Genomic DNA, 22,857 nt, shown 5'->3' on the forward strand with positions numbered 1-22,857 from the left:
TCCCCGGTCGGTTACCGCGTCGCCACGTGGTCGCGGGCCGTCGTCACGTGCTGACGGCTTTCGGGGGACATCGCGTCCCTCTATGGGGTTGCGGGCCTTCGCCATATACTGACGATTTTTCAGCGGATGTTGTGCTCCTGCTGTTTCCCCACGAGGTTCCGAGGACCTGACGTATGGCGAACTCGACGACCACTCGGCAATCACCGAATCCTGAGCAGGTCGACGCGCACTCGGTCGCCTCGCGTTCGATCGCCGAGCGCGTTCGTGCGCTGGGCCAGAACCGGATCGGGGCGCTGCTCCTGCTGCTCGCGACCTTCGCCGCGATCATCTGGGCGAACGCCTCTCCCGGCTCACACGACGCCTTCTGGGACACGCACCTCACCATCGGTGTCGGCGATCTTCATCTCGACTTCACCCTGCACGCGCTCGTGAACGACGCGCTCATGGCGATCTTCTTCTTCACCGTCGGGCTCGAAGTGCGCCGCGAGTTCGCGATCGGTGAGCTCACCAGCTGGTCCCGGGCGGTCGTGCCGGTGGCCGCGGCCGTCGCGGGGCTCGCGATCCCCGCGCTGCTGTTCGTGCTGATCGCCGCGGGGTCGGGACACGAGTACGCGTGGGGCGTCGTGATCTCGACCGACACCGCGTTCCTGGTGGGCGCCCTCGCTCTGATCGGCCCGCGGATACCGGGCAGGCTGAGGGTCTTCCTCCTCGCCCTCGCGGTGGTCGACGACATCGGCGCGCTCAGCATCATCGCGATCATGTACACCGAGAACCTCGACCTCCTCCCGCTGATCGTCGCGGCGGCCGGGCTCGCGGGCGTCTACTTCACGCGGTACCTGCGCGGCGGGCGCGGTCCGGTGTACGGCACGCTGGCGATCATCGTCTGGCTGGCGTTCCTCGCCTCGGGCGTGCACCCCACCCTGGCGGGCGTCGCCATCGCCCTTCTCGTACCGGTCTACCGGCCCGATCGACGGGACGTCGAGCACGCTCTCGACCTCGCGCGGGTGTTCCGTCAGTCACCGAACACCGCGTACGCCCGCGCGGCGGCGAACAGCCTGCGGGAGTCGATCTCGATCAACGAACGGCTCCAGTCGGCGTATGCCCCGTACGTCGCCTACGTCATCCTGCCCCTGTTCGCGTTGGCGAACGTCGGTGTCGAGATCAGTCGGGAAAACCTCGCCGCCGCGCTTGGATCGCCCCTGACCTGGGGAATCGTGGCCGGCCTCGTGGCGGGCAAGTTCGTCGGCGTCTTCGGCTCCACCGCGATCCTTCGCGTCCTGCGACTGGGAGAGCTCGGACCCGGGCTGACGCTCGACCGCGTCGCGGGCGGGGCCGCGCTGTGCGGTATCGGCTTCACGATCTCGCTGTTCATCGTCGACCTCGCGATCGACGACCCGGCGGCACAGAACGAGGCGCGCGTCGGGGTGCTCGCGGCATCCGTCATCGCCCTCCTCATCGCGACGGTGATCTTCCGTGTCTCCGACGCCCTGCGCCCGGGACCCGACTCCGAGGCGGCGCTCGCCCGCCCGGTCGATCCGAGGCGGGACCACGTCTTCGGACCGGTGGACGCGCCCTACACCATCGTCGAGTACGGCGACTTCCAGTGCGGCTTCTGCCTCAAGGCCTCCGGTTCCATCCTGGAGGTGCACGAGGTCCTCGGCGACGAACTCCGATACGTCTGGCGCCACGCGCCACTCACGCAGTATCACCCGAACGCTCTCGCGGGCGCCGAGGCGGCCGAGGCCGCGGCGCTTCAGGGCAAGTTCTTCGAGTTCGAGCGCGGCCTGTTCGCGGACCAGGAGAACCAGCGGCCTTCCGACATCATCCGTCTCGCGCGCGACCTCGGACTCGACATGGAGAAGTTCGAACGGGACCTCACGGCGCCGGAGGTCACCGGCAGGGTCCGCGACGACATGCTGGACGCCGAGGCGATGGGCATCACGGCGGTGCCGACGCTCTTCGTCAACGGCCGTCGGCACGTCGGCCCCTACGACGCGCAGTCCCTCATCCGCGCGCTGGAGAAGTCGCGCGGGGACGCCGGGCCCGCCCTGCCGGAGGCGGTCGACGCTCTCGCGCCCGTCGCCCCGGGCTCGGCCGGTACGGTCCCCGCGGCGGGGGCGGCCGAGCCGGGTGCGGAGGCCGTGTCGGACTCGACCGACGCCCCCGCGCGGGAGGCGGACCGGTCTCCTGATCGCCCGGAGACGACCTGACGGCACGAGAGGGGGACCTCTCATGTGAGCGTCGCCCGTGCCGCGTGCCCGACGCCGGACACGCGGACCACGGGAGACGCTCAGGGAAGCGGCCATCCGTACGCTGGAGGAGGCGACCGCGGTCCACGCCGGAAACGGGATGGTCGGCTACGCGCCGCGCATGATCCACCGAGGGGGAGAGGGGATTTCCATGGCGGAGGAACTGTCGAATCTGACGGGCCTGCTGTACGAGATCGGGCTGCTCAAGCGTTACCGGCGCACGGGCTGGCTGGTCGCGGGGGTACGGGACCCCGAGAGCATCGCCGACCACTCCTTCAGGACGGCGATCATCGCGAGTGTGATCACGGCGTTGGAGGGCGGGAATCCCGAGCGTGCGGCGTTCATGAGCCTCTTCCACGACACGCAGGAGACCCGCATCACCGACATCCCCTATCTCGGCAAGCTGTACCTGAAGGCGACGCCGAACGAGGAGGTCACCGCCGACCAGGTACGCGGGGTTCCCGGGCCGGTGGCGGAGATGGTGAGCGGCGCGGTCGGCGAGTACGAGGAGAAGGCCAGTCTCGAAGCGGTCTGCGCCCGTGACGCCGACAAGCTCGAATGCCTGATCCAGGCGATCGAGTACCGCGAGCAGGGCCACCAGAACGTCCAGCCGTGGATCGACAGCTCACTCGCCGCCCTGAAGACGACGTCGGCGAAGCGCCTCGCGGACGAGGCGCTTCGCACGGGGTCGCTGGAATGGGTGAAACGCGTCCTGAACGGAGGCTGAGACACCTCGCGGTTACGGCTTGACCGGCTCCCGGTCGGTCCACTCGGCCTTGACGATCGCGTTCCAGTGGACGGCGGTGCCCGGCTTCGCCCAGCCGTAGGTTCCGGTCGGGGCGACGGCGACGAACCGGTCCGTGAGCAGGATGCCGGTCCGCGGGTCGACGACGAGCTGGCGCTCGAACTCGCCGGTGGGCCACTTCTCGGTACGGGCGATGCCCTCGCCCCTGCGGTCCAGCGCGTCGGTCACCTCACCCAGCGACCGCACGCCGTCCAGCCCGGCGAGCACCTGATAGGCCGCGGCCCGGACGGCGGGCTTGACGGGCATGTCGCTCAACAGGCCCGCGGTCACCTGGAAGAGCCAGGAGTCGGCGTCCTGCGGGTCGCCCGTGGATTCGGTGCCGTGCCCCCGGTATCCCTTGAGCAGGTACGCCTTCAGCTCGGCCGCGGTCGTGGGCAGATCTTGGAGCTCGGCCATCGAGACGTTCTCGCCGGCCAGGTCGGCGACCTTGTCGCCGTCGTTGATCGCGTTGCCGAAGGGCTTGCCGCCCTTGGCCTCGATGATCAGCTGTTCCCTGGCGCCGGCGTTCTTGTTCACGCTCACCGTCCACGTGGACGGCGAGCCGTCCCGCTTCCAGGCATCCTCCGAGCCGGACGCGGGCTTGGTGCCGAGGTTCTGGGACACCCACCAGCTTTCCCGCTCGGGCGAGCGGGCGATCCACGTCCGGCTGCGGCCCAGGCTGTCCACCGTGTACCGCGTCCTGGTGCCCACCTGCTGGGCGTCGCCGCTCACTTTCTCGACGTACCAGTAGGCCCCGCTGCCCTGGGGGGCCTTGAGCGACGACTCGGCCGCGACGAGGAGGAGCTGCCTGGCCGACAGCCGCGCCACCGGCTCCGACGAGTGCGTCGTCGGCTGCCGGCCCGTGGCGATCGGGGAGCCCGGAGGCGGTGTGGTGCCGCCGGTCGTGGCGATCGTCACGGCCGCGGCGGTGGCGGCGGCCACGCCCGCCAGGCCGAGCGCCCACCCCGGCCTGGGGATACCGGCCTTGCGGGTGCGCCCCGTCCTGGGCTGTGACATGGCGTAGGAGAGCTCGGCGGCACGGGTGTGCTCGTCGGCCGGGGTGTCGAGATGTGCCGGGCGGGCCGCCCGCAGCTGGTCCATCGGGTTCAAGACCACTCCTCACTGAGATTGCGCACCCGGGGCCGGGGGCGGATCGCCGATGCCGACTTCATCGCGTGGACCAGCCGCTTGCGGGCCCGATGGAGCCGTACGCGGAAGGTCGCGGCGGAACAGCCGATGACGCGTGCCGCGTCGCGCGGCGTGAGTCCCTGCCAGGCCACCAGGATCAGCAGCTCGCGTTCGTCCTGGTTCAACGAGGCGAGCGCGGTCATGACGGCGAGGCGTTCGGCGACCTGGTCGGCGTGGTCCTCTTCGGTCCACGCGCGCAGCTCGCGGGCGAGCGACTCACGCCGGATCTCGGCGCGGACGTTGTCGCGAAGCACGTTGCGTGCCACGCCCAGCAGCCATGGCAGGGCGGGCTCGGGCATGTCGTCGAACCGCCGCCAGGCGATCGCGAACGTCTCGCTCACCACCTCGTCGGCGACCTGCCTGCCCGCCTGGCTGACCACGTAGGCCCAGACCCGTTGTCGGCATTCGTCATACATCGTGGTGAACCGCTGTGACTCGTCCGTCACCGCCTGGCCCCCCTTCGTCCCGGATGATTGCTTCGACACCGGGAAGTGGGCCGGGATCCTCAGATGTTACAAACGACTCAAAATCCCCTTTTCACCTGGAAGTCGCGGGCACCCTTCGGCGCCGTGTGCGGCGGCACCTACATCCAGGCGGGCGGCTTCGGGGCGGCAGAGGGTTCGGCAGAGTCCGGTGTGCGTCGGAAACGCGGTGACCATGTCACCATTCGTCACCATCCACCGCTGTCCGTCGGCGCCGCGCGGTGCCTGACCGGCGAACCGTTAGGCTGAGGTCGTGACACCCGGTGCTGAGCGGGAGACGACGTTGCGCGCGGACGCCGCGCGCAACCGCGCACGGGTGTTGCGGGTCGCGAGGGAGCAGCTGGCCGCGGGCGACGACTCGCTCATGCTGAACACCATCGCCCGGCTCGCGGGGGTGGGCGTCGGGACCGTGTACCGGCATTTCCCCAACCGGCACGCGCTGCTGGAAGCACTGCTCGCCGAGCGCTTTCAGCAGTTCGTCGACGAGGCGCAGGTCGCGGCGGCCGACGAGGACGCGCGTGCCGGTCTGCACCGCCTCCTGCGTTTCGCTCTCGAACACGCGTTGAACGACGCCGGGTTCGCGGCGGTGCTCGGATCCGCCAGCGACGCCGACGCGCGGACCTCGGCGATGAAGGCCGAGCTCGACCGGGCCGTCGCGGAACTGCTCGACCGTGCCCGCGACGCGGGGGTCGTCCGGCATGACGTCGAGGCGGACGACATCCGCCGCCTGCTCTGCGGGGTCGAGCACGCGGTCCGCTCCGGTGACGACGACGCCAGGCACGCGCGGCTCTATCTCGACGTTCTCCTTGAGGGGCTGCGTCCCCCGCCGCGTTGAGGGGCCGAAAGGCTGCCCTCCGTGTTGAGGGGCCGAAAGGTCGCCTCCCGTGTTGAGGAGGCGAAAGGCTGCTTCCGTGTTGAGGGACCGAATGGCCGCCTACCGCGCCGACTTCGAGTGCCGGCCTGGCCTGCCGACGGTGTCCGGGACATCTGAGGGGCCGATCCCCGCGCCGGCGGCGGTCCGGAGCCGTTGAAAGCTCGCCTCCGGTGGCGGCGGTCGGGAAATCCAGGTACGGAGATACGCCGCCGCATGCCCGTTCCCTCTAATCGGATAGCCATCCGTTTGTGCTACGGTACGAACCAGGAAACGGATGACTATCCGCTAAGGATCGGCGGGTGGAGGGCGGAGCCATGGAGAAACGGGCTGTGGTGACGGCGGGGACCGGGGGGATCGGCCTGGAGACCGCGATGGGGCTCTCGGCGATCGGTTACGAGGTGACCGTGGTGGGGCGGAACGCCGAGCGGGGCGCCCGCGCGGTCGAGCGGATCGACGCGGTGGCGACCGGTCCGGCGGCGAGGTTCGTCGCCGCGGATCTCGCCTCGCTCGACGCCGTACGAGCGCTCGCGGCCGGCCTCGCCGAGGAAGGGCCGCTGAAGGTTCTGGTCAACAACGTCGGGGCGATGTTCGCCGACCGGCGACAGACGGTGGACGGGATCGAGGCGTCGTTCGCCGTGAACCACCTCTCGCCGTACCTGCTGACCGAGCTGCTGCTGGAGCCGCTCCGTGTCGGCGGGCCGAGTCGGATCGTGAACATCACCTCGGGATCGATCCGGACGGCCAAGCGCTCCTTCGACGCCATCGAGCCCCCGGGCGGCTACTACGGCTTCCACTGGTACGGCCGGGCGAAGCTCGCCAACCTCGCCTACACCCTGGATCTGGCGGAACGGCTGCGCGGCACCGGCATCTCGGTCTTCGCGGCCGATCCGGGTGGCGCGGCCACCGACATGACCGACGGCACCATGCGGTCGCCCAAAATCGTCTCGCCGGGGCTGCGGCTGCTCTGGCCGCTGGTCCGGCGCGTCTTCGAACGCGCCACGTCCGGTCCCGCGTCGGTGGCGGCACGGCCGTCGATCCTGGCCGCGGCCGACGCCTCGCTCGACGGGCGGACCGGCCTCGTCATCGGGCCGAAGGCCCGGCCCGTCACCCCCTTCGCCCCCGCCGCCGACTCGCGAACGGCGAAGGCCGTCCTCAGGCTCAGCCGGCAGGCGGCCCCGCTCGCTCCACCCGCCGACGTGATCGCATGAGATGAACCACCGGCGGCGGTACGCGAACCGGAACCCGGGCGGTTCCGGCCGGTGGCCGGCCTCCCGCGTCGCTCGGGAACAGGAGGATCGTTCCGATCGCTCGCGGGAGGTGGTCGTCGTGCGTGTGGCGGGTCGGGTGTCTCAAGAGGTTCGGGTGTCTCAGAGCGTGATGATGACCTTTCCCGGGGCGTGCCCCTCCTCTTGGTATCGGACGGCCGTCTGGGTGTCCTTGAACGGGTAGCCCCGATCGATGACCGGGGTGACCTTCCCCGCCTCGATGAGCTCGGTCAGCGTGATCAGGTTCTGCCTGTTCCCCACGCCCCGGGTCGCGTCCACGATGGCCGCCCTCTGGGACACGAACGGCGAGACCGCGAGTGCGGTGAACATGTGACTCATGGGCCGCAGCCACCGGCCGGACCGCCCGCCGATGAGGACGTAGGCCCCCTTGGGAGTCAGCGCCCGCCGGCACGCCGAGACCGAGTGGCCCCCCGCGATGTCCAGCAGGAGGTCGTAGCGCTTTCCACTCCGGGTGAAGTCCTCCTTGGAGTAGTCGATGACCTCGTGCGCGCCGAGCGACCGGACCTGGTCCATCTTCCTGGTGCTGCAGACGCCGGTGACCTCCGCGCCGAGCGCCCGGGCGATCTGCACGGCGAACGTCCCCACGCCTCCCGAGGCCCCGTTGATGAGGACCTTCTGTCCCGGCTGCAGCCGTCCCTCGTCGCGCAGGCCCAGCAGCGCGCTGATGCCCGCCATCGGTACCGCCGCCGCCTGCTCGTACGACAGGTTCTGAGGTTTCGGCGCGAGCGCGTCCTGTCCGACGCACACGTACTCGGCGAGGCCACCCTGCTTGAGCAGTGCGAACACCTCGTCGCCGGGGCGGAGGCCCGTCACGTTCCTGCCGACGGCCTCGACCTGCCCGGCCATGTCGGCGCCCAGAATGTCGATCTTCGGCTTGCGCAGCCCGAGGAGGCCGCCGCCCATCAGGCGCGCGGCATACGGCTCGCCTCTCATGATGTGCCAGTCGTAGGGCTGGACGGAGGTGGCGCGCACCCGGACGAGCACCTCGTCGTCGCCGGGAACGGGCGTGTCGACGTCCGTCAGGTCGAGGACATCGGGTGAGCCGTACGAGCGCAGAACAAAAGCCTTCAACGCATTCTCCTCATCCATCGCGGGTGGGTGCGGATCCGCCGGGGAGCGCCGTACTCGTGGACCGATGTCGTGTCCGGCATCGGGTGAGGCGGAGGCGCCTGCCGGGTGGCGTCGAGCGTGTCCCGTGCCACGAAAATCAATGTAGGAGGGCTCCGCGAGGAGCTCATCGGGCGAAAGTACGCCCGATCGATGGATGATCGGCCAGGTGTTTCCGGCCTTTTTTCGCGCCGCCCGGCTTAGGGGCCCGTCACCGCGGCGGGATCAGCCTTTGACGCGCCTGGTCTCGTAGGCCCACATCGCGATCTCGACGCGGTTGCGGGCGCCGAGCTTGGCCATCAGGCTGGCGATGTGCGTCTTGACGGTGCTGAGCGAGATGTGGAACTCGTCGGCGATCTCGTTGTTGGTCCGCCCCCGCGCCACGGCGACGAGGATCTGCTCCTCCCGGTCCGTGAGCGCCTCGACGGGTTGCGACACCGCTGAGGTGGGCCCGGTCTCGGCGAAGGCGCCGAGCAGCCGAGCGGTGATGCTCGGGGCGATGAGCGCGTCGCCGTTCGCGGCGGCGTGGATGGCCTGGGTGAGCAGGACGGTGCCCGCGTCCTTGAGCAGGAAACCCCGCGCGCCGGCCCTCAGCGCGGCGTAGACGTATTCGTCGAGGTCGAACGTGGTGATGACGACGACGGCGAGCGGGTCCTCGACGGTCGGCCCCGCGAGAAGGCGAGTGGCCTGGATGCCGTCGAGACCGGGCATGCGAATGTCGAACAGGCACACGTCGGGGCGCAGGCGCCGCGCGAGTTCGACGGCTCGCCGCCCGTCGGCGGCCTCGCCGACGACGTCGATGTCCGGCTGGGCGTCGAGAATCATCGAGAGTCCGGTACGGACGATCTCCTGGTCGTCGGCGACGAGCACCCGGATGCTCATGTGGCCGACCCGGTGCGAGGCAGCACGGCGGTGACGGTCCAGCCCCGGTTGGAGTTCGGGCCCGCCTCACAGGTACCGCCGAGCAGGTCGGCGCGTTCGATCATGCCGATGAGCCCGTACCCCGGCGGTCCGGGCGGGCGGATGGAACCGGTCTCGCCGTCGTCGCTCACCCGCAGGTGCACCGACGTGTCGTCGGCGGTGACGCGGACCGCGACGTAGGTGGCGTGCCGGGCGTGCCGCCGGGCGTTGGTCACCGCCTCCTGGGCGAGGCGGTAGATCGCGGCCTCGACCGACGGGGGGAGGTCACCGAGGTCGTCCGGGATCTCCACCTCGACGGACAGGTCGGACGAGTCCTCGCTCGCGAGGTGCCGGAGATCGGTGATGCGCCGACCGGGTGCCAGGTCGGCGGGTTCGTCCCTGCGCAGGACACGGACCATCGCGCGCATCTCGGCGAGGGCGCGCGACGCCTCGGCCTCGATCAGTTGCAGCGCCTCGGTCGCGGCGTTCGGCCGCGCCGCCGAGGTGGCGATGCCCGCCTGGGCGCGGATCGCCATCGCCGAGACGTGATGGGCGACGGTGTCGTGCAGGTCGCGGGCGAGCTGCTCGCGTTCGAGCAGCTTGACCTGGTCGAGCTCGCGCGCCCGCGCTCGCGACCGGTAGCGGAGCGTCCCGCCCAGCGCGACGGCGGAGAACACGACGGCGAACCCGGCGATCGCGTCGGCGGGGGCGAGGCGGCCGAAGACGATCGAGAGCCCGACCGCGACGAGGACGATCGCCAATCCGATCGCGACCTCGCGTCCGGACCCCCAGCGGACCAGCGCGTACACCACGATCAGGAGGTACGCCATCGTGTTCGTCTCCGCGGAGACGCCGCCGGTCAGCAGGGGGGCCAGGCTCGTGGTGCCGAAGACGATCGCGACCACCAGCAGCGGTCTGGTCCGGCGCCACAACAGCGTCGGGACCAGCCCGATGGTGACCGCCACCGAGAGGACCCGCGACGGAAGATCCGGTCGCAACACTCCTTCGAGCAGTGCGATCGGTACGAGCAGTCCCACCAGCGCCCAGTCCCGCCACACCCGCGCCGGCGGGTCGGGGGGACGGGGCTCATCCCACACGGATCGCACAAGGGGGAGCACCCCATCATGGTACGAGAGGTCGTACCGATCTGAATCGGCCCAAAGTACGAGAGACGCGTTCACCGAAAGTTCGGTGTTCCGGCGGTCTGGTGGTCCGACGCTTCCGTGTTCCGACGCTTTCGTGTTTCGAAGATTCGAAGGTTCGGCGTTTCGGAGGTCAGCGGTTCGGAGGGATGGCGGTTCGGTTCTCCGAGGGGGCAGCGGTTCGGAGGGGTGGCGGTCCGGCCGCCACCCCTCCGAAGGTGTTTTCCCGACTCCCTCGACGGGTTCGTCACCGCATGACCTCGTGGGAGGTCTGCGCCCGCCTCTGGGACGGAATGGTGCCGAGCGCACCGCTTTCCACGGGGAGTGTCTCGACCGCCGACGCCCGCCGACGGCGGCCGGCGCGCGGGATCGCGGCGATGAACAGCGCGCCCAGCAGGGCGGGCAGGACGAACCCGTAGAAGTTCCACTCGAATCCGAGCCCGGAACCCAGCAGCCAGCCGCCCAGGAGCGGTCCGGCGATCGCACCGGCCCTGCCCACCCCGAGCGTCCAGCCGAGGGCCGAGCCCCTGCCCGCGGCCGGGTAGAAGATCGCGACGTAGCCGTTGACCAGGATCTGGGTCCCCACGCTGCCGAGTCCCGCGACGGCGACGCAGAGCATCAGCAGGCCGGTGCCGAGGTCGAAGCTCATCAGGTAGATGGACACGGTGGCGGCGAGGAAGGCGCAGACCGTGATGGCCTTGGCCCCGATCCTGTCGGCGAGGACGGACATCACGATGGTGCCGACGATCGCTCCGATGTTCAGGACGAGCAGGAATCGCAGTGAGGGGCCGAGGGGATAACCGGCCTGGCGCATGATCTGCGGCAACCAGGTGTTGAGACCGTAGACCAGCAGCAGGCCGCAGAAGCTGGCCGCACCGAAGAGCAGGGTGGCGGCGAGGTAGCCCCGCCGGAACGGCAGCGTGAAGCCCTTCCTGTCGCGCGGCTCGCCGGGCTCACCGGGCTCACCGTGACCGTTGCCGAGGTCGAGCCCGTAGCGGGCGGCCACCGCCTCGGCCTCCGCCCGGCGTCCCCGCGCGAGCAGGTAGCTCGCCGACTCGGGAAGCAGCCAGATCGCGAGCGGCAGGATCAGCACGATGGGCGCGGCTCCGACCAGGAACATCACCCGCCAGCCGTGTTCGGCGAGAAGCGCCATCGCCACCAGCGCGGTCAGGCAGCCGCCCACCGGATAACCACAGAACATGAGCGCGTTGTAGAGATTGCGCCGGTTTCTCGGAGCGTATTCGACGGTCAGGGCGATCGTCGTCGGTACGACGCCGCCGAGACCGAGACCCGCGACGAAGCGGAAAAGGCCGAGGAGTTCGGGGGACGACGCCGTGGAGCAGAGTGCCATCGCGACGGAGAACCACGCGATGCTGACGAGGATTATCTTGCGCCGTCCGACGACGTCGGTGATCATTCCTGCGACGACCGCGCCGATCAGCATTCCGATCAGCGCGTAACTGCCGATCGCCCCGGCCTGCGCCGGAGTGAGTGCCCATTCCTGGTTGCCGAGCAGGCTGGGAACGACCGACCCGTAGACGATCAGGTCGTAGCCGTCGAAGACGATGGTGAAGAAGCAGATGGCGACGACGGCGAGCCCGCTCCTGGGGCGCGCGGGCGACGAACGCTCGGTCGTGTGCATTGTTCACTCCGGGACGTGAGGCTCGGATATGGGCGTTGTGGCGAAATTACAACGCGCGCACGACGACGGTCCAATAAAAATTGACGCCGAAAACGATAAGGGTGTTTTAATTTCCGGCCTTCGCCGTCTTTCTGTGTGCGAAAGGCGTGGTGGGATGTAATTAATGTATCGATACCGGGTCGATCATGATTTCAGGGGCATTTGAGAGGGCCGGAAGGCGAGTCGTTCCTGCCGGAGCGGCGGGCGGCCCGGCAGGGATCTCCGGAAAATCTCGCCACTTGTGATCGCCCTGGTGTGTCGAGGGCCGGTCGAACGCGGCCTGTCCGCCCGATGGCGGCCGGTCGGCGTCCGCGTTCCCGTCCGGTGGCGCCCGCTCGCCCTCCGCGTCCCCCGGCGAGGCCCGCTCCGGTGCGGGAGAGGGGGCGCTGCCCGGCCGCGCCGTCAGTCCTCGCCGGCGGGCACGGCGAGAAGTCGGACGTGCAGGGGAGGCGCGCCGAAGTCCTCGGGGTGGAGGCTGTCGTGGCGCGGCCATGCCCGCCGTACCCGGCCGCACCTGTGGAGACGGCTGTACGCAGCTCCACGGTGACCCGGTTCCTGTCTGCGGCGAAAAGAAATGAGTCGTGTGCCGTGGAAGGTTCCAATCGGCGGAAACCGGCCGAGGTAAGTGGTATAAGTATTAATAAATCACTTATCAATAGCGATTCTGGTATACGGGATACTTGTGGTGGTATGAGAGCTTTCGTATTGTCCGTGGCGGCCATTGGCACCCTGATCGCCGTCATCGGCTGGATGGGTTCCATCGACATCCGAGACACCTTCTCCGCCTCGGCCGTGAGCCCCGCCGCGAGTGACAAGCAGGAGATCAGGAGCTTCACGGAGGCGGGCGGGGGCGTGAGCGGCGCCTCCACGCCGGTGGACAGCGGGCTGAGCACCGCTTTCACCGCGGCGGACAAGCGGGTGGTCAAGACCTCCGTGACGAAGGTCGGCGGCAAGTCCTACCTCAGGGTGCAGGTGACGAACGGGTACGGCGCCGCGAGGCGGTTCTCCGTGAAACAACGGGTCTGCCTGAAGAAGAAGTGCCGGACGGTGACGACCGCCCTGTCGGTGAACGCCGGGCGGACGGCCTGGCAGGAGACGTATCTCGGTGTCGGCGCCTACAAGAAGAGCGGCACCTTCTCCGTCTCCGCGACGAAGCCGAAGCCGACGAAGTCCACCCCCGCGCCCCGGGTGACCGTCACCGTGGGACCCACGCCCCCCGCCGTGACCACCACGATCACGGTGACCGAGACCGTGACCACCACGGTGACCGCGACCGTCACGGCCACCGCCACCGCCACCGCCACCGCCACCGCCACGGTGACGGCCACCGCCACGGTGACCGCCACACCGACACACACTCCCTGGCTGACGCCCACCCCCTGGCCGACACCTCCCCCCACGCTGCCGCCCTCCGTGGAGCCGACCGGCCCGTTCTGCGCCGCGCCCCCCAACAACTACGGGTTCACGTTCTGCCCCACGGGAAACCGGGTGTATCCGCCGGCGGAGGAGGCGTGCCTGGTTTTTCAGTGCATCGAGAACTTCCGCAACGGGGCGGGCTACCTGGTCATGTGCAAGGACAACACGGTGAGCATGTCGGGCGGGCTCAGCGGAGTCTGTTCCCAACACGGCGGGTGGCAGCGGGACATCTACCGCACCACCGCCTGACACACTTCGCGATCTTCGGCAGGCAGATTCGCACGAAGACGGCCACCACGCGATCGTTCAGAGTTCGTGACGACACTCGAATATCGCGTGATGGCCGTGAACGAACAGCACGGGCCTGACGGCTGGATGGTCGCTGTTCAGACGCGGGGCACGACGTGCCCGAAGCGGAACATCCGGGTCGGGTCGTAGCGGTCCTTGAGGGCGGCGAGCCTGCGCAGCGTCGGCTCCGGCCACGCGCGGGACAGATCGGCGGGCGCGAGCGCCGACCCGTGGAAGTTGAGCTGCGTCCCGCCGGTCTGCCAGGGAGCGAGGGCGTCGATCACGGCACCGCCCACGGCGGGGACGACGGTGTCCAGCAGCTCCGGCACGGGAGCGCCGATCACCAGCAGGGAGAAGGCCGCGTCCCGCCCGCCCACGGCGTTCGGGAGGTGCGGCTCGCGGCCCAGCGCCCCGCCGAGGTGGCGCAGCTCCACGACGGCGAGGGGCACGTCGGCCGCCGGGCCCGCCACCGCGAGGAGCGCCTCCAGGGTCTCCTCACCGAGCTCGCGCAGGAGGGCGCCGCGGTCCCAGGCCGGCATCGGGTCGACCGGGTCCCGGTGGACGGAGTCGATCGCGCCGAACGGCATCTGCCCGATCTCGCCGAAGATCGGCTCGGCGACGGCCCGCATCGGGGCGAGAAGGGCCTCCGCCTCCTGGGCGTCGCCGAGGTGGACGAAGCGCAGGTGGGTCACGAAACGCCCGCGCAGCGGCGGCGGGAGCTGGGGCAGCGGGGGCAGGCGCAGCATCGCCACCGAGGTGGTCGTGGTCTCCGGCAGCGTGGCGGTCCAGGCCCGGTAGGCGTGCAGGACGGCCGGGGTGTCCTCGGCGTCGAAGTAGAGGCAGCCTCCGTACAGGGTCGACACGGGGAACAGGTCGACGACCATGGAGGTGACCACGCCGAGGCTGCCCTTGCCGCCGCGCAGCCCCCAGAACAGGTCGGGCTCGGTGTTCCGGTCCGTCACCCGGATCGTGCCGTCCGAGGTCACGACGGTGATCTCCCGTACGTGGTCGGCGGCGAAGCCGAAGGTCCGTGACATGGGGCCGATGCCGCCGCCCAGCGTGTAGCCCACCGCTCCGACACCCGACGACGAGCCGCTCAGGGGTGCCAGGCCGTGCGGGGTCGCCTGCTCGATGACGTCGGCCCAGCGGGAGCCGGCGCCGATCCGTGCGCTGCGGCCGGAAGGATCGACGGTGACCTCGCGCATCCTGGAGGTGTTGATCAGCAGTGCCCCGTCGGCCGCCTGGACCGCGCCGTGGCCGGTGGCCTGTACGGCGACGGGAAGGGAGTGGGCCGCCGCGAAGCGGATCGCCGCCGCGACGTCCTCCGCGCCGGTGGCGCCCACGACGAGGGCGGGCCGGTGCGGGACCGCGGTGTTGAATCCGGCGATCTCCTCGTCGTAGCCGTCCTGCCCGGGGGTCAGGACGGGACCGACGATCTGGTGGCGCAGGGTCTCCAGCCCTCCGCCGAGGTCTTCCGCCGGGGGAAAGACGGTGGTCATGAGCGTTCTCCAGTGCTTCGTGGTGCGGGTGGGGAGTGGGCGAGGTCGCCGGGTGCCGATCGGACGGCCCCTCATTTCTCGCATCCGGCACTTGGAGATGACTGTATTACCGCTGGTATCGCGACCGCTCGGGGAGTTCGGGGGGACGAGACGGTCGTGTTCCTGCTTGGCGGCGGGCGCTCGGGGCGCTCGATCCGTGGGCGACGGAGGGCGGGTCGGACACTCGGCCGAGGCGTTCCTCGACGAGGCTCCGGAGCACGCCGAGCTGGTGAAGAAGATCCACCGGCGCCCTGGGCCGTGGCGCCTGGAACGCCGCGGTGCCCTACCTGCCGAGAAGATCCGCGTGAGCCGATCTCCTGCCGGGTCCCCGCGCCGGTGGTCCCCCCTCGGTGTCGCCCGTCGTGTTCAGTGGTCCCTTTTCCGCTTGGCGGGAGTCTTCTGATCCGCCTCGTCGGCCAGCTGATCCTCCACGATGGCGCACCAGCGATGCCATCGCGCTAGATCGAGATGCTCCTCCACATCGCCCACCCCCGCCTCTGCCATGAGCTGGTGGCTGCTCGCCGCCGCCTCGTGGGCGTTGACCAGCGCGTGGTGACCGTGATTGGCGAGTGATTCGCTAACAGCCAGATTCACGGCTATCTCTCCCATTGTCTTCGGTCGGTTGGAAAGTTCGTCGCCGAGCCCCTTCCCGGTGAAGTCGCGGCTCTCCGAATCGTCGCTCATAGCTGCTGAGTGCCCCACACGCCCTAGATCTATCTGCGACCCCCCATCCGATGTGGACGATTTCCGTACGCGGGAGCCGCGCGCCGGGTCCGGAGGGTCCCAAGCCCAGGACGCGATTCGCTTACGGGCGGGTTGCAGTTGGCCGGAGAGGGCCTTCTCACCAAGATCTTTAAAATAGCCTCGGCTCAACCGGCATAAGGATCGTGGGGGATGACGACGCGGCTTGATCTCTCGGTTCGCAGGCACGAGGGCGCCTCGGTGACCGTGCTCGCCGGTGAGCTGGACAAGCTGTCCAGTCCGCGGCTCCGCGATGTCCTGGTCACGCAGCTGGACGCCGGGGTGGGGAACCTGATCCTCGATGTCACCGCTCTGAGATTCTGCGACTCCACCGGGCTGTGGACCATGTTGGAGGTCCAGCGGCGCGCGAGTGCGGCGGGGGGCTGCCTACGGCTGGCCGGTGTTCACGGGATTCTGGAACGGATCCTGACGGTCACCGGCCTCGCGAGCGCGTTCTCCCTCGACCCCGACGTCCCCGCGTCGCTGCGGGCCGTCACCCCGGAGGCCCCGGAGGCTACACCGTCCGTGACTCCGGCGGTCCCGGACGCGGAGGCTCCCCGATCCGGGGCCCCGTCCGCCCCGGACGCGGAGCCCTCACCGTCCGCGGTCCCGTCCGCCCCGGACGCGGAGCCCTCCTCCGACCCAGGCTGAGACGAGGCCCTTCAGGGCGGCGGTACGGCCGGCCGCGGTGAAGGCCGTCCCGTCGTCCCCGAAACCGCTCTCACCGGATCTGTTTCTCCTGCCCGGCCCACCCCGGCCGCACGGCGCCGCTCCCCCTCCCCGGATTCGGTGTCCGAGCACTTCACGGGCCGGTCAACGGGTACTACCCTGCACGGATGACGGAAGTGGAGTTGCGCGGATGGCGGCCCGACGACATGCCGGTCGTGCTCGACGCGTTCGGCTCTCCGGACATGGCGGATCAGGCGGCCCGGCCCATCGACACCGCGCAGGCGGCGCTGGAGTGGATGGGGCTGTGGGGGTTTCGTGATGACGCGCGGGCGTTCGCCGTGGTCTCCAACGGCGAGGTCGTGGGAAACGTCGCGGTGAGCAACATCGACGCGCACGGCACCGGCTGGGTCTCCTACTGGACGCTTCCGCGCGCCAGGGGGCGGGGTGTCGCCGTGGCCGCCACCAGGAAGATGACCGAGTGGGCGTTCGGGGAGCGGGGCCTGTTCCGCCTGGAGCTGGCACACCGGGTCGGTAACACCGCCTCCTGCGCGGTGGCGACCAGGGCCGGATTCCTGTCCGAGGGCGTCGAGCGGGCCAAGATCAGCTACGAGGGTGTCCGCTACGACGTGGAGCGGCACGCCCGCCTGGCCACCGACTGACCGATCGAGCGGCGGCACTCGGTCGCCGGCGCCCCTCGCTCGGTGACGAGACGGTGGTTCAGAGGCTTCTGAGACCGGCGAGGAGGTCACGGAGCAGGTTCTCGCGGGGGATCGCGGACGGGGGTGCCGGGGGCCGTACGGCGATCAGGCCGTTCTCGCGCAGGTCGCCGAGGAGCACCCGGAGCACCCCGACGGCGAGGGCGGTCCGCGCGGCCAGCTCGACGACGGGGGTCGGCGCGCGGCAGGCGTCCAGGATCGCCAGATGCTCGGGCTGCAGCCCTTGACGGGGGTCGCCGACCGCTACCACGCCGTTCGCCAGGTCACCGCGTCCGGCCGAGGGGCGCGGCCCCCGGTGGGGGTCGACCGCCACCACCACGGACATGAGGTCGAAATAGGCTCCCGCGACCCTGGTCCGGCCGCGGGTCATCGTGTAGGGGCGGATGATCGGGCCGTGCTCCCGGTCGTCCGGGCGCTCCTGTGTCACGGTCCATCCTCCTGCCCGGACTTCCCGCCGTGCGGCCATCCGTCGGGGAGCGCTCCGGACACGCCGCTCGGGACGGCACCCCCGTCGGCCTCCCGGGTTCCCGCGATGGAGCTTCCCTGGGAGGGGCGTTCCGCGGGTACGGTCTGGCGCACCCGTCTGGGCAGTTCGTCGCCCGGGGGTAACGGTAACCGTTCGACCTCGACCGAGCGGATGAACCGGGGATCGGCCGGCTCGACCACCAGCTCTCCGGGGAGCAGCACGATCGCCGTGGTGCCGCCGAAGGGGGAGGGCCGCAGGAAGACGCGGATGTCGTGCCGGACGGCGAGCTGCGCGACGACGAACAGGCCGAGCCGGTCGCTGTCCGCCAGGTCGAACTCGGGCGGGTCGGCCAGCAGCGCGTTGAGCCGGGCGGTCTCCTCGGGGGAGATGCCGAGCCCTCTGTCCTCGACCTCGATGGCGTAGCCCTTCGCGACCGTGTCGCCGTGGACGCGTACGGAGGTGTTCGGGGGAGAGAACATCGCGGCGTTCTCGACCAGTTCGGCGAGGAGGTGGATCACGTCGGTGGCGACGGCGCCGACCACGGAAGGGCCGTGCGGGACGCCGATCGTCACGCGGGGGTAGTCCTCGACCTCCTCGACCGCGGCGCGGACCACGTCGTAGATCGTGACCGGGTCCCGCCATCCCCGTCCCGGGGCGGCACCGGACAGGATGAGCAGCCCCTCGGAGTGGCGGCGCATCCGGGTGGTGAGGTGGTCCAGGCGGAAAAGGCCTTCAAGGGCCGCCGGGTCGTCGGTCCGCCGCTGCATGCCCTCCAGCATGGTCAACTGCCGGTACAGCAGGGACTGGCTGCGCCTGGCGAGGTTCACGAAGACCTTGTTGACGCCCGTGCGCATCCGGGCCTGGCCGACGGCGGCCTCGACCGCGGTCCGCTGTACGGAGGAGAACGCCCTGGCGACCTCGGCGACCTCGGCGGTGCCGTCCGTCTTGATCTCGGGAGTCTCCGAGGAGACCTCCTCGCCCCGCCGGAGCCGCTGGACCACGTCCGGCAGCCGCTTGCCCGCGAGGTCGAGCGCCGCCTGCTGGAGGCCGACGAGCTCACCGGCGAGCCTCCGGCCGAACCGTACCGAGACGAAGACGGACAGCCCGACCGCGACCAGGCCGAGCCCTGCGGCGAGGCCGATCCGGACCATGATGTCCCTGGCGAGGGGCGCCGTCCGCTCGCTGATGCGCGTGCCGACGTCCCCGGCGCGCCTGTCGAAGTCGTCGGAGAGCCGTCCGGCGATCCCGGCCCAGGCGGGTTCGGGCACGGCCGACGCGACGACGGCGTCCTCGATCCTCTCGAACGAGGAGTGGTCGGAGGAGTCGCGCAGCGGGGTGTAGAGCGACTGGAACTCCGGGTCGAGCTGGTCGAAGCCCATGGAGTAGAGGAGCCTGCGGCCGGTGACCAGCTGACCGAACCTCGCGCGTTCCCCGGGGCTCATGGTCCCCTCGACGGCGGCCCCCGATATCAGCGCGGCCTGCTGGCTGAGCATCTCCCGGCTCCGCCCGACCATGACGAGGGCCCGCGTCTGGTCGGTCAGTTCCATGTCAGCGGATATCCGGATCTTCTCGTAGGTGTCGAAGGCGGCCTCGATGATCCCGCTGTAGGCGTCGAGGACCCGCAACCGGGGCTCGGTGCGGGTGTCGACCCCTCTGCGGATCTCGGGGAGCCGGTTCAGCGCGGCCAGAAGCCGGCTCAGGCGGTCCCAGGTGGCGGGGGTGAGGTCGGGACGGACTTCGGCGGTGAGTCGTTCCAGCTCGGCTCGGGCGCCGTTCGTCCGCAGGCGCTGGGCGTCCAGTTGCGAGCGCGGGACGCCGACGTCTCCCAGGACGGAGAGCGAGAGCATCCGCTCGTGCTGGAGCGCGGTGGTCACCTTCCTGGTGGGTGCGACCACGTGCTCGTAACCACTACGGATCTTGAGTAGCTCCTGCCCGTCCTGCACCGTGAGGTTGGCCGCAAATACCCAAATCGCTACAAGGGATATAATAGGTACCAAGAGTAAGGCGAAAATCTTTACCCTGATTGAGTATTTTCGGCTGGCCATAATACCTCGCACACCTTGAGATGCGTGGTTGACAATGGCCAAACATAGCAATGTGGGTCACTTGGGACCAGGCGTGCACGCGAGTCACGTTGAGATGATTTATCACGTTACTTTGCCCCAGAACCACGAGCACCTCATGGGCGGTCCGGAATCACGAGTCCCTCATGAGTGCCTCCGGGATGATCGAACAGGAGGGGGTCGACGATGCGGAAGATCGCGGACCTGATCGAAACCGAGGCCGAGCGCGCCGACCTGGCGGCGCTGGCCCGTGGCGGCGAGCTGGCGAGGGCGGGAGCGGTGCAGCTGGTCAGGTTCGGACCGCCGCGGGTGACCGCCGAGGTGGACGACGGCGCCGCGTGCGTCGACTTCCGGCTCGTCGACGAGGCCCTCCGCTGGCACTGCAGCTGTCCCGAAGGCAGGCAGGGTGCCTTCTGCGCCCACTGCGTGGCGACGGCTCAGTCGGTCAGGATCAGGACGGACAAGAAGGACTCTCCCGTCGTGCCGTCGGCGACGGCCTCGGAGAGAACGGTGAGAATCGCGTCGTAGGCCGGGCGGTCCTCCGCCCGGAGCGTCGACGGCTCCGACCAGATCAGCGCGTGCTCGCCCGGCGGCAGCCACGACAGGTCGGTCAGCACGTCGTAGAGCGCGTCGAGGTTGTGCCCGAAGGTGCCCGGCAGGTCGAGGGCCTCGGCGATCGCGTCCATCGCCTCGGCCGAAGTGGTGATCTTCACGCCGTCCAGCGGGTGCGGCGTGGCGCCGCCGAGCATGGACCGGACCTCCGTGGCCGGCCCGTGGCGGAACGTCCCCCTGGACACCGTGGTCATCGTCGCCCCCGACGGGTGGCGGGCACGCCCGTGCGGTCGCCCGTCTCGTGGGCGGCGCCTCTGGTCGTCATCGGCCCTGCCCCCTGAGCCGAGTGGTCGGCACTGTCTCTGGGAGATCTCACCCCGCCGAACTACCCGCGCGCGAACCCGCGAAAACAGGGTGACGGGCGTGTCTTCGCTGCTCACCGCCTGTCGGGCTCCTCACCCTCACCTCGTTGCGTTCCCGGACTCCCCGCCCAGGTCGAAATACTATTGTCTGGTTGTCAGACAATATGCCTACAATCACCCTATGAAAATCGCCGTGATCGGAGCCGCCGTACTCTGGGGGACGGCGGGAACCGCGGGCCTGCTCGTCGCCGGGGTCGATCCCGTTTCCCTCGCCGCCGCCCGCCTGGTGATCGGCGGCCTGGTCCTCGCGGCCGCCACCGCTCCCGCCGCGCGTCTCCTGCTCTCCCCCGGAGGCTTCTCCGGGGGCTCCTCCGCAGGTCCCTCCGGGGGCTCCTCCGCGGGTCCCTCCGGAGGGCGGGGGGACGACGGAGGTCCGGGGCGCGGCCCCACGGCACGCCCCGGCGCGCTCGTGGCGGCGGCGGTGGCCGTGGCGGCGTACCAGCTGTGTTACTTCGCCGCGGTCAGCAGGACCGGGGTGGCCGTGGGCACCGTGGTCGCCATCGGCAGCGGTCCCGTCTTCACCGGGCTGCTGTCCTGGCTGTTCGGCCGGGTGCGGCCCGGCCGCCGCTGGGCGGGGGCGACCGCGGTGGCGATCGCCGGTTGCGCCGTGCTCACCGGCGGGGGAGGCGAGGTGCGGGCCGACGGCGTCCTGCTCGCGCTGCTCGGCGGCCTGCTGTACGCCTTCTACGCGGTCACCGCGGCGCGGGCGATCGGAGCGGGCGCGCCCTCCGACGCGGTGATGGGGCTGATGTTCGGCGGGGCCGCCGTCGTCATGGTGCCCGTCCTGCTGTGGAGGGGCACCGGCTGGCTCGCCGAGCCGCACGGCCTGCTCGCCGCCCTCTACCTGGGCTGCGCCACCACCGCGCTGGCCTATTTCCTGTACGGGAGAGGGCTGCGCACGACCCCGGTCGCGACCGCCGCCACTCTCGCCCTGGCGGAGCCGGCGGTGGCGGCCCTGCTCGGGGTCGTCGTGCTCGGTGAACGGCTCACGCCCACCTCGGTCGCCGGGCTCGTCCTGGTCGGCGCCAGCCTGGCCGCGGTCTCCCTGCCGGAGCGCGTCCGCCCCGGAAGCCGGGGGAACGCTCCGGCGCAGGCCGGAAGCCGCCTGTGAGTGCGCTTACCGAAGCACACTCACAGGTAACGGCAATAGGGTCGTCGGCGTGACTCTCCCGATCCATCCTGTCTCCGCCGTCGGCGCGCTCGCCGACGCTCTGCGCCGGCGGGTGCTGTCCGGCGAGATCGCCCCGGGTACCACGCTGCCGGAGCAGGAGCTCTCGGCCCTGTACGGGGTGGCCCGCCCGACCGTCCGCGAGGCACTCGCCGTGCTCGTGCACGAGGGGCTGCTCAGACGCGAACGGCACCGCAGTGCCCAGGTGGCCGAGGTGACCGTGGCGGACCTGGACGACCTGATGTTCGTCCGGCGCCCGCTGGAGGAGCTGACGGCCACCTCGCTGGCGGGGCGGCGGGTCGGGGAGGCCGACGCCGCGCTGGCGCGGATGGCCGCGCTGCCCGCCGACGCTCCCTGGTCGGAGATGGTGGCCGAGCACATGGCCCTGCACCAGGCGCTGGTCGTCGCGGTGGGCAGCCCTCGGCTGGAGCGGCTCTACGGCATGCTGGCCGCCGAGACCAGGCTCGGCCTGGTCAGGCTGCGCGTCGTCTACTCCGACCGGCACGTGCTGGTCGCCGAGCACCGGAATCTGCTCGACGCGATCGGCGGGGGGTCTCGGGAGGCCGCCAGGGAGGCGGTCGCGGCGCATCTCGACCACGGCTGGGGTGATCATTAGGGACCGACTTGCATGGCTCTATTGCACGCGGAGCCCTGAAGTCGTCACAATCGCGCCCATGCACGGCAACTCAGTGCCGGACTCCTACGTGTATGTCACCGAAGAAGGCGTGACCCGTCACTACGAGGACGGCAGCGTTGACGCCCTCGCGTGGGAGGACGTCGTCGAGGTGCGGATAGTGGGCGATACGGACCCGGACGGCTCAGAAGACTCGGACATCCTGTACATCCTTCTCGATCGACAAGGTCAGGGGTGTGTGGTGCCCCACTCGGCGACCGACGCGACCTTCCTCGCCCGTCTTCGATATCTCCCGGATTTCGACCTCGACCGGCTCGGCGCGGCGGTGGAGTCCGCGCCCGACGATTATGTCGTCGTATGGCGCAGTCCAGAACCACCTTCTGCTCTTCCGGATTTCGAATACGACTGATTCCCGCATTGCTGTCAAATGCGGCGGCCAAACTTACACGTTTGGATCGTTCCGTCAAGATGCCATCTCTGCCGCACTTCGT

General features: G+C 70.2%; 22 protein-coding genes. 11 read left to right on the forward strand and 11 right to left on the reverse strand.

The features are described 5' to 3' along the window. Positions 1-173 precede the first annotated feature (173 nt). Together nhaA and AB0B90_RS19850 are read left to right on the forward strand one after the other, a co-directional pair. Positions 174-2,210, forward strand: coding sequence for a Na+/H+ antiporter NhaA (nhaA, locus tag AB0B90_RS19845; protein WP_362923915.1), 2,037 nt, complete (start codon positions 174-176; stop codon positions 2,208-2,210). A gap of 190 nt (positions 2,211-2,400) precedes the next feature. Next, positions 2,401-2,976 (forward strand): HD domain-containing protein, encoded by a 576-nt coding sequence (locus AB0B90_RS19850; protein ID WP_350942680.1) that lies wholly within the window; start codon positions 2,401-2,403, stop codon positions 2,974-2,976. Between the two features lie 12 nt (positions 2,977-2,988). Here the strand turns inward: AB0B90_RS19850 and AB0B90_RS19855 are convergent, their stop codons facing one another. Together AB0B90_RS19855 and AB0B90_RS19860 are read right to left on the reverse strand one after the other, a co-directional pair. After that, positions 2,989-4,134, reverse strand: a complete 1,146-nt coding sequence (locus AB0B90_RS19855; protein WP_362924199.1) for a CU044_5270 family protein — start codon at positions 4,132-4,134, stop codon at positions 2,989-2,991. A 5-nt stretch (positions 4,135-4,139) separates the two neighbouring features. Beyond that, a complete protein-coding gene (locus tag AB0B90_RS19860) occupies positions 4,140-4,667 on the reverse strand; it encodes a sigma-70 family RNA polymerase sigma factor (protein ID WP_362923917.1) in 528 nt (175 codons plus the stop codon). A 289-nt stretch (positions 4,668-4,956) separates the two neighbouring features. Between AB0B90_RS19860 and AB0B90_RS19865 the strand changes: the two genes are divergently transcribed. Continuing rightward, on the forward strand, positions 4,957-5,538 hold the full coding sequence (locus tag AB0B90_RS19865) for a TetR family transcriptional regulator (RefSeq protein ID WP_350942683.1): 582 nt from the start codon (positions 4,957-4,959) through the stop codon (positions 5,536-5,538). A 353-nt stretch (positions 5,539-5,891) separates the two neighbouring features. Further along, a complete protein-coding gene (locus AB0B90_RS19870) occupies positions 5,892-6,785 on the forward strand; it encodes an SDR family NAD(P)-dependent oxidoreductase (RefSeq protein ID WP_362923919.1) in 894 nt (297 codons plus the stop codon). A gap of 159 nt (positions 6,786-6,944) precedes the next feature. Here the strand turns inward: AB0B90_RS19870 and AB0B90_RS19875 are convergent, their stop codons facing one another. The 4 genes from AB0B90_RS19875 to AB0B90_RS19890 form a co-directional block, all read right to left on the reverse strand. Further along, on the reverse strand, positions 6,945-7,934 hold the full coding sequence (locus AB0B90_RS19875) for an NAD(P)-dependent alcohol dehydrogenase (RefSeq protein WP_362923921.1): 990 nt from the start codon (positions 7,932-7,934) through the stop codon (positions 6,945-6,947). A 261-nt stretch (positions 7,935-8,195) separates the two neighbouring features. After that, on the reverse strand, positions 8,196-8,852 hold the full coding sequence (locus AB0B90_RS19880; RefSeq protein ID WP_362923923.1) for a response regulator transcription factor: 657 nt from the start codon (positions 8,850-8,852) through the stop codon (positions 8,196-8,198). Next, positions 8,849-9,988 (reverse strand): sensor histidine kinase, encoded by a 1,140-nt coding sequence (locus AB0B90_RS19885; RefSeq protein ID WP_350942690.1) that lies wholly within the window; start codon positions 9,986-9,988, stop codon positions 8,849-8,851. The genes AB0B90_RS19880 and AB0B90_RS19885 overlap by 4 nt, the downstream gene beginning before the upstream one ends. 271 nt (positions 9,989-10,259) lie before the next feature. Then, positions 10,260-11,654 carry an aromatic acid/H+ symport family MFS transporter gene (locus tag AB0B90_RS19890; RefSeq protein ID WP_350942691.1) on the reverse strand — a complete coding sequence of 465 codons (1,395 nt, stop codon included), beginning with the start codon at positions 11,652-11,654 and terminating at the stop codon, positions 10,260-10,262. Between the two features lie 750 nt (positions 11,655-12,404). Between AB0B90_RS19890 and AB0B90_RS19895 the strand changes: the two genes are divergently transcribed. Beyond that, positions 12,405-13,358, forward strand: coding sequence for a hypothetical protein (locus AB0B90_RS19895; RefSeq protein WP_362923926.1), 954 nt, complete (start codon positions 12,405-12,407; stop codon positions 13,356-13,358). A 137-nt stretch (positions 13,359-13,495) separates the two neighbouring features. Here the strand turns inward: AB0B90_RS19895 and AB0B90_RS19900 are convergent, their stop codons facing one another. Beyond that, entirely contained in the window at positions 13,496-14,896 is a 1,401-nt protein-coding gene (locus tag AB0B90_RS19900) for an FAD-binding oxidoreductase (protein ID WP_350942695.1), read from the reverse strand. 405 nt (positions 14,897-15,301) lie between these two features. Then, positions 15,302-15,619 (reverse strand): hypothetical protein, encoded by a 318-nt coding sequence (locus AB0B90_RS19905; protein WP_350942697.1) that lies wholly within the window; start codon positions 15,617-15,619, stop codon positions 15,302-15,304. 210 nt (positions 15,620-15,829) lie between these two features. Between AB0B90_RS19905 and AB0B90_RS19910 the strand changes: the two genes are divergently transcribed. Together AB0B90_RS19910 and AB0B90_RS19915 are read left to right on the forward strand one after the other, a co-directional pair. Next, positions 15,830-16,327, forward strand: a complete 498-nt coding sequence (locus tag AB0B90_RS19910) for an anti-sigma factor antagonist (RefSeq protein WP_362923929.1) — start codon at positions 15,830-15,832, stop codon at positions 16,325-16,327. 185 nt (positions 16,328-16,512) lie between these two features. After that, entirely contained in the window at positions 16,513-17,004 is a 492-nt protein-coding gene (locus AB0B90_RS19915) for a GNAT family protein (RefSeq protein WP_350942701.1), read from the forward strand. Between the two features lie 58 nt (positions 17,005-17,062). Here AB0B90_RS19915 and AB0B90_RS19920 read toward each other — a convergent pair whose 3' ends face one another. Both AB0B90_RS19920 and AB0B90_RS19925 read right to left on the reverse strand, forming a co-directional pair. Further along, positions 17,063-17,488 (reverse strand): DUF742 domain-containing protein, encoded by a 426-nt coding sequence (locus AB0B90_RS19920; RefSeq protein ID WP_350942703.1) that lies wholly within the window; start codon positions 17,486-17,488, stop codon positions 17,063-17,065. Further along, positions 17,485-19,470, reverse strand: a complete 1,986-nt coding sequence (locus tag AB0B90_RS19925) for a nitrate- and nitrite sensing domain-containing protein (RefSeq protein WP_362923931.1) — start codon at positions 19,468-19,470, stop codon at positions 17,485-17,487. The genes AB0B90_RS19920 and AB0B90_RS19925 overlap by 4 nt, the downstream gene beginning before the upstream one ends. A gap of 306 nt (positions 19,471-19,776) precedes the next feature. Between AB0B90_RS19925 and AB0B90_RS19930 the strand changes: the two genes are divergently transcribed. Further along, the gene (locus AB0B90_RS19930; protein WP_350942706.1) at positions 19,777-20,118 is read left to right on the forward strand and encodes a hypothetical protein; all 342 of its coding nucleotides are present in this window, start codon (positions 19,777-19,779) and stop codon (positions 20,116-20,118) included. Here AB0B90_RS19930 and AB0B90_RS19935 read toward each other — a convergent pair. After that, positions 20,028-20,396 (reverse strand): barstar family protein, encoded by a 369-nt coding sequence (locus AB0B90_RS19935; RefSeq protein WP_362896784.1) that lies wholly within the window; start codon positions 20,394-20,396, stop codon positions 20,028-20,030. The two genes, AB0B90_RS19930 and AB0B90_RS19935, sit on opposite strands and share 91 nt — an antisense overlap. Before the next feature lie 289 nt (positions 20,397-20,685). Here AB0B90_RS19935 and AB0B90_RS19940 point away from each other — a divergent pair, with 289 nt between their 5' ends. Genes AB0B90_RS19940 through AB0B90_RS19950 form a run of 3 tightly spaced genes read left to right on the forward strand, consistent with a single transcriptional unit; the run spans position 20,686 to position 22,775 of the window. Then, entirely contained in the window at positions 20,686-21,675 is a 990-nt protein-coding gene (locus tag AB0B90_RS19940) for an EamA family transporter (RefSeq protein WP_362923933.1), read from the forward strand. A 49-nt stretch (positions 21,676-21,724) separates the two neighbouring features. Further along, entirely contained in the window at positions 21,725-22,348 is a 624-nt protein-coding gene (locus AB0B90_RS19945; RefSeq protein WP_350942711.1) for a GntR family transcriptional regulator, read from the forward strand. Between the two features lie 58 nt (positions 22,349-22,406). Beyond that, complete coding sequence (locus tag AB0B90_RS19950; RefSeq protein ID WP_350942713.1) at positions 22,407-22,775, forward strand: hypothetical protein; 369 nt, start codon at positions 22,407-22,409, stop codon at positions 22,773-22,775. Positions 22,776-22,857 lie beyond the last annotated feature (82 nt).

Source organism: Streptosporangium sp. NPDC049078 (assembly GCF_040648855.1).
In the GTDB taxonomy this organism is placed as follows: domain Bacteria; phylum Actinomycetota; class Actinomycetes; order Streptosporangiales; family Streptosporangiaceae; genus Streptosporangium.

Coding starts and splice junctions, on each gene's coding strand:
- AB0B90_RS19950 (WP_350942713.1), top strand. CDS start 22,407: ATGCACGGCAACTCAGTGCCGGACTCCTACGTGTATGTCACCGAAGAA.
- AB0B90_RS19900 (WP_350942695.1), bottom strand. CDS start 14,896: ATGACCACCGTCTTTCCCCCGGCGGAAGACCTCGGCGGAGGGCTGGAG.
- AB0B90_RS19905 (WP_350942697.1), bottom strand. CDS start 15,619: ATGAGCGACGATTCGGAGAGCCGCGACTTCACCGGGAAGGGGCTCGGC.
- AB0B90_RS19870 (WP_362923919.1), top strand. CDS start 5,892: ATGGAGAAACGGGCTGTGGTGACGGCGGGGACCGGGGGGATCGGCCTG.
- AB0B90_RS19850 (WP_350942680.1), top strand. CDS start 2,401: ATGGCGGAGGAACTGTCGAATCTGACGGGCCTGCTGTACGAGATCGGG.
- AB0B90_RS19890 (WP_350942691.1), bottom strand. CDS start 11,654: ATGCACACGACCGAGCGTTCGTCGCCCGCGCGCCCCAGGAGCGGGCTC.
- AB0B90_RS19940 (WP_362923933.1), top strand. CDS start 20,686: ATGAAAATCGCCGTGATCGGAGCCGCCGTACTCTGGGGGACGGCGGGA.
- AB0B90_RS19880 (WP_362923923.1), bottom strand. CDS start 8,852: ATGAGCATCCGGGTGCTCGTCGCCGACGACCAGGAGATCGTCCGTACC.
- AB0B90_RS19910 (WP_362923929.1), top strand. CDS start 15,830: ATGACGACGCGGCTTGATCTCTCGGTTCGCAGGCACGAGGGCGCCTCG.
- AB0B90_RS19930 (WP_350942706.1), top strand. CDS start 19,777: ATGCGGAAGATCGCGGACCTGATCGAAACCGAGGCCGAGCGCGCCGAC.
- AB0B90_RS19855 (WP_362924199.1), bottom strand. CDS start 4,134: ATGGACCAGCTGCGGGCGGCCCGCCCGGCACATCTCGACACCCCGGCC.
- nhaA (WP_362923915.1), top strand. CDS start 174: ATGGCGAACTCGACGACCACTCGGCAATCACCGAATCCTGAGCAGGTC.
- AB0B90_RS19935 (WP_362896784.1), bottom strand. CDS start 20,396: ATGACCACGGTGTCCAGGGGGACGTTCCGCCACGGGCCGGCCACGGAG.
- AB0B90_RS19915 (WP_350942701.1), top strand. CDS start 16,513: ATGACGGAAGTGGAGTTGCGCGGATGGCGGCCCGACGACATGCCGGTC.